The 13,595-nt window shown below is 62.4% G+C and carries 14 protein-coding genes and 1 tRNA gene; 8 read left to right on the top strand and 7 right to left on the bottom strand.

Annotated elements, in window-relative coordinates:
- Positions 1 to 190 precede the first annotated feature (190 nt).
- Positions 191 to 2,443, top strand: coding sequence for an NADP-dependent malic enzyme (locus tag DP106_RS05760; protein ID WP_120083997.1), 2,253 nt, complete (start codon positions 191 to 193; stop codon positions 2,441 to 2,443).
- Positions 2,444 to 2,449: 6 nt separating this feature from the next.
- Here the strand turns inward: DP106_RS05760 and DP106_RS05755 are convergent, their stop codons facing one another.
- A complete protein-coding gene (locus DP106_RS05755) occupies positions 2,450 to 2,740 on the bottom strand; it encodes a transcriptional regulator (protein ID WP_120083996.1) in 291 nt (96 codons plus the stop codon).
- Between the two features lie 118 nt (positions 2,741 to 2,858).
- On the opposite strand from DP106_RS05755, the gene DP106_RS05750 reads away from it, so the two are divergent.
- The 4 genes from DP106_RS05750 to DP106_RS05735 all read left to right on the top strand — a co-directional run bounded on the left by DP106_RS05750 (position 2,859) and on the right by DP106_RS05735 (position 5,164).
- Positions 2,859 to 3,449, top strand: a complete 591-nt coding sequence (locus DP106_RS05750; protein ID WP_120083994.1) for a DUF1684 domain-containing protein — start codon at positions 2,859 to 2,861, stop codon at positions 3,447 to 3,449.
- Positions 3,450 to 3,641: 192 nt separating this feature from the next.
- Complete coding sequence (locus tag DP106_RS05745) at positions 3,642 to 3,878, top strand: hypothetical protein (protein ID WP_120083992.1); 237 nt, start codon at positions 3,642 to 3,644, stop codon at positions 3,876 to 3,878.
- On the top strand, positions 3,878 to 4,780 hold the full coding sequence (locus DP106_RS16065; RefSeq protein WP_205738893.1) for a hypothetical protein: 903 nt from the start codon (positions 3,878 to 3,880) through the stop codon (positions 4,778 to 4,780). The genes DP106_RS05745 and DP106_RS16065 overlap by 1 nt, the downstream gene beginning before the upstream one ends.
- A gap of 201 nt (positions 4,781 to 4,981) precedes the next feature.
- Entirely contained in the window at positions 4,982 to 5,164 is a 183-nt protein-coding gene (locus tag DP106_RS05735) for a hypothetical protein (RefSeq protein WP_120083991.1), read from the top strand.
- A 71-nt stretch (positions 5,165 to 5,235) separates the two neighbouring features.
- Here DP106_RS05735 and DP106_RS15785 read toward each other — a convergent pair.
- Positions 5,236 to 5,386 (bottom strand) — tRNA-Met (locus DP106_RS15785).
- A 173-nt stretch (positions 5,387 to 5,559) separates the two neighbouring features.
- Here DP106_RS15785 and DP106_RS05730 point away from each other — a divergent pair.
- Positions 5,560 to 6,750, top strand: a complete 1,191-nt coding sequence (locus DP106_RS05730) for a DUF7115 domain-containing protein (protein ID WP_120083989.1) — start codon at positions 5,560 to 5,562, stop codon at positions 6,748 to 6,750.
- A gap of 20 nt (positions 6,751 to 6,770) precedes the next feature.
- Here the strand turns inward: DP106_RS05730 and DP106_RS05725 are convergent, their stop codons facing one another.
- From DP106_RS05725 to DP106_RS05710, 4 genes are all read right to left on the bottom strand, one after another.
- Positions 6,771 to 7,190: a DUF5830 family protein gene (locus DP106_RS05725; protein ID WP_276310058.1), complete on the bottom strand. Its 420-nt coding sequence runs from the start codon at positions 7,188 to 7,190 to the stop codon at positions 6,771 to 6,773.
- A gap of 83 nt (positions 7,191 to 7,273) precedes the next feature.
- Complete coding sequence (locus DP106_RS05720) at positions 7,274 to 7,453, bottom strand: DUF5786 family protein (RefSeq protein ID WP_120083988.1); 180 nt, start codon at positions 7,451 to 7,453, stop codon at positions 7,274 to 7,276.
- Between the two features lie 74 nt (positions 7,454 to 7,527).
- On the bottom strand, positions 7,528 to 7,965 hold the full coding sequence (locus DP106_RS05715) for an adenylyltransferase/cytidyltransferase family protein (protein ID WP_120083987.1): 438 nt from the start codon (positions 7,963 to 7,965) through the stop codon (positions 7,528 to 7,530).
- Positions 7,962 to 8,480 carry a Mov34/MPN/PAD-1 family protein gene (locus DP106_RS05710; protein ID WP_120083985.1) on the bottom strand — a complete coding sequence of 173 codons (519 nt, stop codon included), beginning with the start codon at positions 8,478 to 8,480 and terminating at the stop codon, positions 7,962 to 7,964. The genes DP106_RS05715 and DP106_RS05710 overlap by 4 nt, the downstream gene beginning before the upstream one ends.
- Before the next feature lie 97 nt (positions 8,481 to 8,577).
- On the opposite strand from DP106_RS05710, the gene DP106_RS05705 reads away from it, so the two are divergent.
- Positions 8,578 to 10,476: a DHH family phosphoesterase gene (locus DP106_RS05705; RefSeq protein WP_120083984.1), complete on the top strand. Its 1,899-nt coding sequence runs from the start codon at positions 8,578 to 8,580 to the stop codon at positions 10,474 to 10,476.
- Positions 10,477 to 10,503: 27 nt separating this feature from the next.
- Here DP106_RS05705 and DP106_RS05700 read toward each other — a convergent pair whose 3' ends face one another.
- Positions 10,504 to 12,156, bottom strand: coding sequence for a phospholipase D-like domain-containing protein (locus DP106_RS05700; RefSeq protein WP_120083983.1), 1,653 nt, complete (start codon positions 12,154 to 12,156; stop codon positions 10,504 to 10,506).
- Between DP106_RS05700 and purK the strand changes: the two genes are divergently transcribed.
- Positions 12,145 to 13,416 carry a 5-(carboxyamino)imidazole ribonucleotide synthase gene (purK, locus tag DP106_RS05695; RefSeq protein WP_276310057.1) on the top strand — a complete coding sequence of 424 codons (1,272 nt, stop codon included), beginning with the start codon at positions 12,145 to 12,147 and terminating at the stop codon, positions 13,414 to 13,416. The two genes, DP106_RS05700 and purK, sit on opposite strands and share 12 nt — an antisense overlap.
- Positions 13,417 to 13,595: the final 179 nt, after the last annotated feature.

The raw sequence follows: 13,595 nt of genomic DNA, 5'->3' as shown, positions 1-13,595 counted from the left end.
TCGCCGTCTGTACCCGTCGCCAGCGGTCGTCACGGTATGATTCCACCGCGACAGGACACCTGTGACGGTGCAGCCGGTCTGCGTCTCCCCGCTGTCGACGAGGAGGGGTGATCTACTGACTCGCCGACAACGCCTGGGTGTCGCCGTCAATCGACCAATCGTTTTTGTAACTGCCCTGTAATCATCGCCTATGGGATTAGATGACGATGCACGCGAGTACCACCGGGAGCCCCCAGCAGGCAAGATCGCCATTGAGACGACAAAGCCGACCAACACCCAACGCGACCTCAGTCTCGCGTACTCGCCGGGTGTCGCCGCCCCCTGTCGCGATATCGACGACGATCCGACGGCCGCCTTCGAGTACACCGCAAAGGGCAACCTCGTCGGTGTCGTCTCCAACGGCTCGGCCGTCCTCGGCCTCGGCGACATCGGCGCGCAGGCATCTAAACCCGTCATGGAGGGCAAAGGTGTGCTTTTCAAGCGGTTCGCCGACATCGATGTCTTCGATATCGAACTCGATCTCGGCGATCCCGACGCCTTTGTCGAGTCGGTTGCCGCCATGGAGCCAACCTTCGGTGGCATCAACTTAGAGGATATCAAAGCGCCGGAATGCTTCGAGATCGAGAATCGACTCGGCGAGCGGATGGATATCCCCGTCTTCCACGACGACCAACACGGCACAGCCATTATTTCGGGTGCAGCCCTGCTGAACGCCGCCGATATCACCGGCAAGCCCCTCGATGAGTTGGATATCGTCTTCTCTGGGGCTGGGGCCTCGGCGATTGCGACAGCCGAGTTCTATGTCTCACTCGGCGTCGACCACGACAGTATCACGATGTGTGACTCCTCGGGGATCATCACGACCGACCGGGATGACCTCAACAAGTACAAACAGCGGTTCGCCAGCGACGTGCCCGACGGCGATCTCGCCGACGCGATGGAGGGTGCCGATGTGTTTGTCGGCCTCTCGGTTGGCGGCATCGTCTCCCAGTCGATGGTGCGGTCGATGGCCGACAACCCGATCATCTTTGCGATGGCCAACCCTGATCCGGAGATCGACTACGAGTCGGCCAAGGCTGCCCGCGAGGACGACGTGATCGTCGCCACCGGTCGCTCCGACTATCCAAACATGGTCAACAACGTCCTCGGCTTCCCGTTTATCTTCCGTGGCGCGCTCGATGTGCGGGCGACCGACATCAACGAGGACATGAAACGCGCCGCCGCCGAGGCGCTGGCGGAACTGGCCCGCAAGGATGTCCCCGATGAGGTCGTCAAAGCCTACGGCGACCAACCACTCCAATTCGGCCCCGACTACGTGATCCCGAAACCGCTTGATCCACGCGTCCTGTTTGAGGTCGCCCCCGCAGTTGCCGAGGCGGCGATGGACAGCGGCTGTGCCCGCACTGAGATCGACGATCTCGACACCTACGCCGAACAGCTTGAAGCGCGACTCGGTAAATCCCGCGAGATGATGCGGATCGTCCTCAACAAGGCGAAAAGTGATCCCAAACGTGTCGCCCTCTCCGAGGGCACGGATGAAAAGATGATCCGGGCGGCCTACCAGCTCACCGAGGAGGGGATCGCCGACCCCGTTCTTCTGGGCGATGAAGCCGAAATCCGCCGGACAGCAGACCGCCTTGGGTTGGCCTTCGAGCCGGAGGTCGTCGACCCAAGCGGCCGCGAACTCGATGCCTACGCCGACCAGCTGTATGCGCTGCGGCGTCGCAAAGGGGTCACCCGCAGCGAGGCGGCGGAGCTCATCGAAGGCGACACCAACTACCTCGGCAGTGTGATGGTCGAAACCGGCGACGCCGACGCGATGTTGACCGGGCTTACCCACCACTACCCCTCGGCGTTGCGCGCCCCGCTGCAGGTAATCGGCACCGCTGACGACGCCAACTACGCCGCCGGGGTCTACCTGCTTGCATTTAAAAACCGCGTTGTCTTCTGTGCCGATACGACGGTCAATCAGCACCCCGACGCCGACGTGTTGGCGGAGGTCACCAAACACACCGCCGAGCTGGCCCGCAGCTTCAACGTTGAGCCGCGAGCAGCCATGCTGTCGTACTCGAATTTCGGCAGCGTTCGCAACGAGGCGACGGCCACCATCCGGGAGGCTGTCTCACGGCTCCACGGCGACAGCGCGGTTGACTTCCCGATCGACGGCGAGATGCAGGCCGACACCGCTGTCGTCGAGGATATCCTCAGCGACACCTACGAGTTTAGCCAACTCGACGCACCCGCAAACGTGCTCATCTTCCCAAACCTGGAGTCGGGTAACATCGGCTATAAGCTACTCCAGCGGCTCGGCGGCGCGGCGGCGATCGGCCCGATGCTCGTCGGGATGGACAAACCCGTACACGTCCTCCAGCGCGGCGACGAGGTCAAAGATATCGTTAATCTCGCCGGCGTCGCCGTCGTCGACGCCCAGGATTCCGACTAACAGCCGTCAGGACGCGTCGCCGTCGGCGGCCTCAGCGGCGTCGATCGCGCCGAGCATCTCCCAGCCATCGTCGCCGGCGGGTTGCCGGCCGATAAGTATGTCCTCGTTGTCGTCACTGGAGACGAGCCGATAGCTGGCATCGTCGTCAACGCGGCTACCCTCCGCCTGAAACTCCTGTTGGAAGAACTCCGTCCACTCGAATTCGAAGACGGCCTCGGTGCCATCAGCTAGTGTTAGCTGAACCGGGTCTGGTGTCACGTTGTGAATCCGCTTTGCGATCGGGTTGAGATCGGCCATACCCGGCGTTCGACCCCTGGCAGTAACGACCCTTCGATTGCGGGTCGTCCGCCGACCACAGACAACGAGGCGCGCCACGGTGCAACGCCGTTAGGTAGCTTCGTCTCACATTCGGGGTATGACCGATCCCGACGCGACTGACGCCGAAGCAGAGTACGAACGCTGGGTCAGCGAGATCAAACAGATGCGAGCCGATAAAGACGAGTTTTTGACCGAACACCCACAGTCGCCGATCCAACCAGAGGTGCGGGATGCGTTCCAGGGGCTGTCGTATTTCGACCCCAAGCCAGAATTCCGTGTGCCGACGCGCGTCCGTGTCTACGGGAACCCTGAGCCGGTCGAACTTGACGTAACGGCGGGCCAACCGATCCGCTATCTTCGTGCCTACATCTTCGAGTTTGAACTCCGCGATGAACGCCAACAGCTCGCCGGCTATCAGCAGGAAAACGAGGATACGGAGACGATCTTCATCCCGTTCCGCGACAAAACGACGGGGCAACAAACCTACGACCGCGGGCGGTATATGGAGACTGAGCCCGATGAGGAACTGACTAACGGCGACACCGTCACACTAGATTTCAATCTCGCGTACAACCCCTTCTGTGCCTACAGCGAGACGTTCGCCTGTCCACTCCCGCCGGAGGAAAACTGGCTTGATGTCGTTGTGCCGGCCGGCGAGCGGAAGCCACCCGAGGAAATCGTCGAGTAGCCACCGGTTGCATATACCGACTGCCCGCTCTCGACCATTGCATCTCAACTGCTGCCAGCAGTCAGCGTAAGCGATCACCGACGACGATAGCGGATCGCTGTTCTCCTGACGTATCCTGCCGACACCGCCGCAACTTGTGAGCCTGTGCTACGCAATGGATTTAACACACTGTACCCCCTCCACTGCGTAAAGATGCTTAGTGAGATACGCCGTGCAAACAGCGACACCCGCGTTCAGTATGTGTTGATGGTCATCTTCGGTGGGCTCTGTATTCTTGCCGCGTTTTCGCCGTTTGAATACACGCTCCGAATGACAACCGTTGGCACCCTGTTTGGGTTTACCGCCGGCATCTGGGTGTCACACCTCGTGCAGGTGCTTCGGCGGGCCATCGATGCCAACAACGCCACCAGCCAGCTACAGGCCGACTAATGAGCTCGCCAGAATCCTCATCTGACAGTACGACATCGACCGCCGAGGCAGGGTTCCTTTCTGGCATCGAGTTTCTGACCGGCGAGGATCCCAACCTCGGCTCGTTCCTGTTGACGATCGGTGGCGTTACCTGCGTGTTTATCGCGCTGTTTCAGCTCGGCCCGGTTGAACCGCCGGTCTCACACCTGTTGACCGCTGGTGTGCTCATCATCACCGTGGTCAGTGCCGGGTTTGCCGCACTCCTTGACTCGCTGGGGTATTTCGATGCGACGGTGCCGGAGCAGAGCGCCGAGACCTCCCGTCCGACCGACACAAAGCGACCGTGGGTTCCAGCCGAGCCGGTGTCTGCGTCGTTGCCGCCGATGCTCAACTTTGATCAGGAGCTCCAGGCACTGAGCGAGCAGTACGACGGTGATCTCCCTGAACAGTTTGATCCGTTTATTACGGAGTACAAGCGGCTCAAAACGAACCCCAGCAACCGATCGACTATCGCCAGTGACCTCCGGGCCGATCTCAACCCGATCGGGACGATTCTCGACGAGGATAGCCAGGCGTACAACCACTACGAGCGGATCAGCGAAGGGTTGTTCCGGTATATCGGCGACACAGCAGAGCACTTTACAGCCACCGACCCGACCTTCTACAACAGTACGAATACCAAACAGGCTGTAGCCGATATCAACGATGAACTTGGGCGCGCCGAGGTCACGATCGACAACGACGGCGAAGCCATCGATATCGACCTCGTTGTCGAGTTCTATGACGGCGAGACACTGCTATCGAGTCGGAGTTGTCCGGTTGGCACTATCGCGTCCGGACAAAAAAAGACGGTTGACACCGACGTGTTCATTCCCGCGGCTGCCGACAGCGCAACGACAGTCATCAAACCCGCTGACGGATAGCTGACCGGTTCGTTGCCGGCGTCCTCTGTTGCGGTCGGTCTGTTCTGCCATATGCCCGAATCACATTGCTTTCGTTTGCGTGGCACTCTGCCTCCGATCCCAGCGTTTCTGCCACCGTTGGTGTGACTGTGAGTGACTGCTACCACCTGAAGCCGGGAGAGCAGAACGCTCAAGACAGTTGCGTCCGGACTGTCGGGCAGTATGGATATACCGAATCAGTCCGGTATCGGGATCGCACTGTTCGTTGTCGGGGCGTTGCTCTTCATCCCCAGTCTGCTGTGGCAGGGGGGACTGCTAACGTACAGTATTCTTCTTGTCGCTGCTGTGTTGTTGACGACCGGCACCTATCTCTTTGGCACCAGCGGTACCGAACGACCGGTCTAACGGCTCACGTTTCGTTTGCAACTGCTCAAAGCGTGGTTACTCGGTGTCACACGAGGCTGCCAGTCGAATCATGGCCGGGGTGGGCTCCGAACCCACGATCTCCGCATATCCCAGGTACGAGGCTCGGCAGGCCTCATGGGAGCGGACGCTTCCAAGGCGGTACCGCACCGAATCTCAGTAACCCTATGAGTGCGGCGCTATGTCCAGCTAAGCCACCCGGCCGCACCCCAATATACCCCGATCCGGTTCTTTAACCTTCTCATCTGCGACGGTCTCTCGGCAGGCGATTTATCGGCTATCCGAACTGCCGGTGTCCCGTCGATTTCGCTGTCGACGGCCCTTTTATACCCAATGAGACAGCCGGATTTATCACCCACCACCGGCATCATACGGCAATGAGTCTGCCCGACGCACTCACGTCCGCACTGGGCGAGGAACCTGCCGTCGCGGAGGTCTCGCTGGGCGGCGACGACATCCTTGCGGTCACGCCGACGCGGACGCTTGTCTACCGTGCTGAGGGGCTCCTCTCCGATGAGGCCGTCGAGGAGTACCCTCACGACGCCGAACGCCTCACGCTGTCGGAGGGCCGTCGGAAGGCCAAGCTGACCATGGAGTACGGCCTCGATGGCACGGAGACGCTGTCGCTGCCGTCATCCCGGATCGACGACGCGCTGTTCCCGATCCTTGCCGGCGTCATCAACGCCGCCGGCGTCACCGACCCCGGCGAAAGCGTGTTGAAGACATTCCGATTTAGTGAGATCACGCTGATTATCACCAGCCGGCAGGTCGTCAAACATATCGGGACGCCGGTCTGGACCGAGGACTTCGAGAGCTTTGAGTACGCGTCGATCACCGACGTGACCTTCGAGGAGGGCAGCGTCGCCACCACGGTCGTCCTCACCCACGACGGCCGGCAGGATCGGTTTAAGATCCCCAGCGATGACGCTCGTGCCGTCCGAGAGGCTGTCGTTGATGCGGTCTGTGCGTTCCACGATGTCGATAGCATCGACGCGTTGCGCGCGCAGGTCGCCGAGGCGGCCGCCGACGAGCCGGACACGCCAGCCGACGCGGAGGCCTCGGCTGATCAGCTCGACTTCGGCGAAGGGATCGACCCGCTCGGAGCTGATCCACCAGCGGTCGATGCCGACGAAGCCCTGGATTCGGGTACGGAATCGACAGACACCGTCGGCGATGAAGCTCTTGCGGCGTCGCTCGACGACGGTGGCAGCGACCAATCATCGACCGCTGCCGAGGGTCAGCCCGCGACGACCGCTGACAGCGGGACAGCGACCACCGGTGGGGACACACCGCCGGCACCCACTGACACCGAACCTGAGAGCCAGCCGACGACTACCGCCGGATCCACAGCTGATTCGGCGACGACCGCCGACGCCACGACGCCCGAAACGACACAGTCGAGTGGCTTTACAAACTCCGGCTTTGAGTCCGCTGGCCCGGTCGACGAGGGTGATCTGGCCGAGACAGTTGCCACCCTCGCCGAGCGGATCGACCGCCAAGAGGAGCAGTTGGCCCGTCAAAACGAGTTGATCGAGACGCTGATCGAAGAGCTTCGCCGTGGCCGATAACAGCCCTCATTTTTGTTAGTCTAATCGTCGCGGCCGACAACCTTTCGAATACACGCCGAGCCAAACGGCCCGAGTTCGCCGGTCTCAAAGACGATGAAATGGCCCGTTGAGAGCCCCGCACCACATCGCTGACAGGTAAACTCGCCGTCGCGGGCGACGATCTGCTGGTCGAAGCGGACGAAGCTTCCGCCGCGCCGTACCTGAATTCTGCCGTCCTCACGCTCAATGAGCCCCCGTTTTTCGGCGGTATCGAGGATCTCTCGGGTGAGCGATGGACTCGTGGTCACCGTCTCGATCCGATCGATCACCGCAGACAGCGACAGCTCATCGGCTTCGAGGTGTTCGATAAGCGTGAGTGCGAGCTCACGCTTTCTCGCCCGCCGCTGGGCCGTCTCACCGCCGTCGGACGCTCCACCGGCTGCCGGGTCGCCGTCGGTCACAGCCCGGCTTTGCCGCCGGTGCGCATAATCGTTCCGTCAACTGAGGTGGTCGCTCATCTGTGCCGGACTGCTATCGGCGTCGCCTACGCGTCTTCGTCGTCTTTCATCTCTGCGAGCCGGTCGATGAGATCGTCGGTATCGGTATCGGACTCAAACGACATCTCGCCGTCGTGGTCGGTTTCGTGCACCGCGACGCTGTCGCTGTCATCTGTTTCGACGTCCTGATCCTGTTGTTCGGATTCATCGTAGCTTCCAAATCCCATACTGATCGAACCATCTGTCGCCCACAAAAACCGACCGATGTCGCTATGTCGCCTTGTCGGCACCGACCCGGCTCTCAGCCGCGTTGCTCTATGATCCGATCGATGATCGCCCGCGAGGACAGCAGCTCCGCGTCGTGGCTCGGCTCGCGGGTGCCTGCTCGCTCGATCTCACAGTCAACCCCACGGTCGGCCAGTGTCTCGTTGATCGCCGTGGCGTCGTGGTGTTGGTCGTGGCCGAGGACGATCACATCGGGGTCGATCTGTTCGATCGGCACGAAGATGTCCTCAGGATGCCCGCGGTGGGCCTCGTCGACGACGTCGAGGGCCCCAACCGTCTCCCGGCGTTGGCGATCCGAGAGGATCGGCGGCTGCTTGTGGGTGACGTTGGCCCGTCGAGCGACGATCACATGCAGTTCATCGGCGTAGGTCGCCGCCGCCTCCAGATAGTGAATATGGCCCGGATGCAGCAGGTCGAAGGTGCCTTGGGCGACCGCGCGTGTCGGCTCGGTCATCGCTCTGGCTCCTCGTTGCCGGGATCACGGCCCTCAGCCCGCAGTTCGGCGTCGATATCAGCCTGCGTGAAGTCGAAAAACTGCTCCTCGGGGAGGTCGACATCGAGCACATCGAGTGATCGTGGGTCGCCGCTGCTGTCGAAGGCCTTCCAGTCGCGCCAGCCATAGGGTGCGCCGATGATGATGTGGACGTTACCCTTGTGGAAGGTTTTCAGATCCGCGTCGCTCGGTCGCAACACGCCGTTTGGGTGGGAGTGTACCGAGCCGACTGCTTTGCGGTCGTTGGGGATCATATTTGATTTGACCGTCGCACTCTGTGGGTCGGATTCGGTGCCGGGGATCACCAACACGTCGGTGATGACCTGGCCGCGCCGTTCAAGATCGAACTTGCGGGCGTCCTCACCCCGAAGCAGGCCCATATACTCGTTGGGGTGTGTCGCCTCGCTGGCTTCGAGTGCGAACTCCAAGGTCTCACGGGCGATGCCGAGGATCTCACTCGAACGGAACAGCCGCATTGCCACCATCTCGGCCGGGCGGCCATCTAAGCGTTCCGAAAGCCCCGCCGAGCGGAGATAACAAGGTTAACACGTTGGTCACTCCTACCGAGGATATATGAGCGATAAGTCCGCCGGGGATTCCGGCGTTCGGGATGATTCGCGTCCCGTCGTGTACGATCTCGCCCCTGACTGTACGATCACCGATGTTTCACCGGACGACCACTACCACGCTGTCGTCAACGGTGTCGTCGACTACGGCGTCTTCGTCGATATCTCCGATACCGTCTCGGGGTTGATTCACGAGTCAAATCTCGATCGTTCCTACGACGTGGGCGACCGCCTCGTCGTTACCCTCGATTCTCAGAAGGAAAACGGTGATATCGCCTTTGCTATCCCCGCCTTCGACGACTACCGGACAGAGCTTCGGGAACATGAACCGGATATCACGCCGATCAATGAGCTTGAAACCGGCGAAACCGTGACCGTCGAGGGGCGACTCGTCCAGATCAAACAGACCGGCGGCCCGACCATCTTCGAGGCCACCGACGGCACCGGGATCGTCAGCGGTGCGGCCTTTGAGGAGGCCGGCGTTCGAGCGTATCCCGACGCCGCCGTCGACGATGCCGTCCGGATCACCGGCGATGTCGAGCTCCACGACGATGTGCGACAGTTGGAAATCGAGTCGCTGACGGTGCTCGCCGACGAGACCGCCGCGGCAGCACGCGAGACGATCGATGAGACGCTCTCGGAGCGGGCGACACCGGCCGACATTGAGCCGCTGGTCGAGTGGCCCGCCTTTGAGCCGATCTTCGACGACCTCGCTGCCCTCGCTGAACGCCTGCGACAGACCGTTCTTGAGGGCCGTCCGATCCGCATCCGGCATCACGCCGACGGCGACGGGATGTGTGGGGCGACGCCGCTACAACTCGCCTTGGAGAACTTCATCGCCGAGGTACACGCCGACCCTGACGCGCCCGAACACCTCTGTAAACGGCTGCCGAGTAAGGCCCCCTACTACGAGATGGAGGACGTAACGCGGGATCTCAACTTCGCCTTAGAGGGCCAGGATCGCCACGGCCAGAAGCTCCCACTGTTGGTCATGCTGGATAACGGCTCGACCGAGGAGGATGTGCCGGCCTACCGAAACCTCGCCCACTACGATATCCCGATCGCCGTCCTTGATCACCACCACCCCGATCCGGAGGCGGTTGACCCGCTGTTGGATGCCCATATCAATCCCTATCTCTACGGCGAGGATTACCGGATCACGACCGGGATGATGTCGGTCGAACTCGCCCGGCTGATCGACCCCTCGATCAGCGACGATGTCGAACACGTGCCGGCGGTCGCTGGCCTCTCGGATCGCTCGAAGGCTGACGTGATGCCGCGGTTTGTCTTCCGCGCCAAGGAGGCCGGCTACGACCGCGACGATCTCGAAGCCATCGGCGAAGCGCTTGATTACGCCGCCCACTGGCTGCGCTACAACGAGGGCAAAACACTCGTCAACGACGTGCTCGACGTGGGTTGTGACGACTCCGAGCGCCACGAACGCCTCATCGAGTTCCTCGCCGAGCGCGCCGAACGCGACGTGGAACGCCAACTTGACGCTCTTGAGCCACACGTCGAACACGAACGACTCGACTCCGAGGCGCATCTCTACCGCATCGACCTCGATAACTTCGCCCACCGGTTTACCTACCCCGCACCCGGGAAGACGACCGGCAACCTCCACGACCGGAAGGTTACCGAGACCGGCGAACCCGTGATCACGATCGGCTACGGTCCGGATTTCGCCGTGCTCCGTTCGGATGGCGTCCGCCTCGACATCCCGCGGATGGTCACCGAACTCAACGAGGAACTGCCGGGTGCCGGCGTCTCCGGCGGCGGCCACCTCGTTGTCGGCTCGATCAAGTTCGTCAAGGGTCGCCGCGAGTCTGTGATCGATCTGCTGGTCGAGAAGATGGCTGACGCCGACCTCGATGAGTCGCTGTCGAGTACCGCTCCGCTGGAATAACACGGCTCCGTCACCGCTGTTTTCACATTACCTTTCAGCGAAGACCAGCCACCGCTTTGCGAGCAGCGCGGTGGCACTGATCACAGCGACAGCGACAACCACGAGCCCGGTCGGAAGCTCACCACTCGGGAGAAGACTGAATCCACCACCGTCGCCGCCGGCCTGCCAGTCGCCGGTGAAGACCTCCCGGTAGTAGTCGGCGACGACGTCGTCGGTGACGGCGACCGCCACCTCGCGGTTGTTTTCGGCGGAGTTGTCGTTCCAGTTGAGACTGCCGATGACAGCGGTGTCGTCGGCGACGATCCCCTTTGCGTGGATTTTCCCAAACCGGTTGTTCTCCTCGGCGACGCGGACATTGAGCGGAACGTTGTCATCGGCCACTCGCTCGCGGAGTTGCTCCGCCAGTGCTGTGTTTTCCTCTTCGGCGTACCAGGTTCCGCTTAGTAGGATCCGCACCTCAACGCCGCGGTCGGCCGCGCGGATCGCCGCCCGAAGCAGTCGGTAGTCGCGGTCGCCGATCGACGGCTGGATCACAAGCAACTCGTCGTCGGTGTTGTTGATGCGTTCGACCAGTGCCGATTCGGCGTTATCGGGGGCAGCGAGCACGGTGAGCTCCTCAGCTGTCGTCGACACCGGCGGATGGTGCTGTGGATACGAGCCGGTCGCCGCCTCGGCTTCGACGGTTTCGATCTCCTCGCGGACAGTCTCCCATTCTGGGGTATCCTTCCACGTTGTATCGTGTTCGAAAATCCCGGCCAGTTCGTTGGCGACCCCCTCCGACTCGGCTGTTAGCCCCCAGCCGCGGCTGTCGGCTCCACCGGTGCCGGCCGGCTTCCAGTTTTCGGTGAGCACGACGGCGGTGTCGTCGGCGACGGCGTACTTCGGGTGGTGGTACCGAAACCGGGCAGCGTCACCGGTCATCACGCGCACGTCGACGCCGGCGGCGGCGAGCTCATCGAGGACGGTCGCCTGCTGTTCGGTCATACCGCCGACTGGGCCACCCTCAACGAGGACGGCCACGTCGACCCCGCGGTCGCGGGCGGCGATCAACTCGTCGACGACCCGTTGATCGGTCAGCGTGTAGGCCGCGAGATACAGTCGGTTGTCGGCGTTGTCGATCGCCTCGACCGGCGCGGCCGGATTGTCAGGGAGCACGAAGGCCTCGACTGACGCGTCGCTAACGGTGGTGGGTGCCCGCGGCTCGAAGCCCGCGGGCTGCCAGCGTGGTTCGCGGCCGGCGCGCCACTGCTGGCTTTCAGGCGCATCCTCGTAATTAACGGTGTCGACAACGCTGTTCCCACGGCGGAGCCGCAGTGTTTCGCCGCTGACAGCGAGTTGGAAGCTGCCGCTGGCGACGACCGGGGCTGCGTTCGTGTAGGCCGCGGTTTTGTCGGGGTGCCGTGTCGCGACGAATCGTCCCGTCTGACCATCCGGCAAGTCGACGACGCCTTCCCCGTCGGTGAGCGTCCAGTTGCCCGGTTCGGCGATCTTAACGGCCGCGTACTCACCGCGGTTTTCGTCGGTCGTTGGATTCGGATAGAGTTCGGTAATCTCTCCTGTCGCTGCTGTCGTTGCTACCGCTGTTGTCGCGTCCGCTACACCCACAGTTGGCGCGGCGAGGAGGAGGCAGCCACAGACGAGAAGCCAACCAACCGGCCGGAGCCAGCGGTGACAGGTCACGCTGGGTCTGCTGCGGCTTTGGATAAAAACGTCCGGTCAGCACCGACGACATCCCAGGTGAGAACCCTTATTTTCGCCCGCCGGAATCTCTCGCGTATGACAACGCTTCCCGGCCCGACGCTCGGCGTCGTCGGCGGTGGTCAACTCGGTCGTATGCTCGCCGAAGCCGCCGCGCCGCTTGGCGTCGAGGTAATCGTGCTTGATCCGACGCCCGAGTGTCCGGCCTCGCTTGTCGCCCGCGAGCAGATCGTCGGCGAGTTCGACGATCCCGACGCAGTACGGGAACTCGCCGCCGCAAGCGACGCCCTCACCTTCGAGATCGAACTCGCCGATCCCGACCTGCTTGCAGATGTCGCCGACGAGCATGACGTGCCGGTCAATCCCGATCCCGGCACCCTCCGGACGATTCAGGACAAACTCGTCCAGAAGGAGGCCCTCGCTGACGCCGGGATTCCGGTACCGGATTTTATCGGGGTCGGCGGCGAGAAAGATCTCAAACTGGCAGTTGAGGAACTCGACGGTGTAATGCTGAAAGCACGGGAGGGCGGCTACGACGGCCGGGGTAACACACCAGTACAGGAGCCCGACGACGCGGCTGCCGCCCTCGACGAACTCGGCGTCGACACGATGGCCGAGGCGTTCGTCCCCTTCGAGCGTGAGCTCTCGGTGATCGGCGTCAAAGGGCCCGACGGCGTCGCTACGTATCCTGTCACCGAGACGATCCACGAGGACGAAATCCTTCGGGCCAGCGTCTCGCCAGCGCGCACCGACGACAGCGTACGTGATCGCGCCCGCGAGGTCGCCGTTGACGTACTGGAGTTCCTCGACGGCTACGGCGTCTACGGGATCGAGCTCTTCGAAACTGAGAACGGCGACATTCTCGTCAACGAGATCGCACCGCGGCCACACAACTCCGGCCACTGGACGATCGAAGGCGCGCACACCTCACAGTTCGAAACCCACGTTCGTGCCGTCCTCGGCTGGCCGCTCGGATCGACTGATCTCGCCGAGCCGACGGTCTCGGTCAACCTCCTCGGCGATGTCGACGAACCGGAGTCTGCAACGCTGCACAACGTCGACAGCGTGCTTGAATCGTCGAATGCTCACTTCCACTGGTACGGCAAGAAACAGGCCCGCCCGCTCCGGAAGATGGGCCATATCACCGTCACCGATCCCGACGCTGCCGACGCCGACGACTATGACGCACTCCTTGATCGCGCGGAATCGCTCCGCGACGGCGTCACCTTCGTCGACGAGTAGCCACGGTACTGTTTAGCTCACTGCGATTGTATCGAGACCACCCCGAAAGCCCCCGACGGCTCGGCTCCCGGGACTCGCTGCGCTCCTTGTCGTTCGCGGTGCTCACTCCTGCGGTGCTTGCGTCGTCCAGGCGCGCCGAGCCGCCGGCCCCTTTCAGTCCCACCCGCGTTGGCAGGCCG

The sequence above is a fragment of the Halonotius pteroides genome, assembly GCF_003605635.1.
Lineage (GTDB): Archaea > Halobacteriota > Halobacteria > Halobacteriales > Haloferacaceae > Halonotius > Halonotius pteroides.
This window is presented reverse-complemented; position numbering and strand designations above follow the sequence as displayed.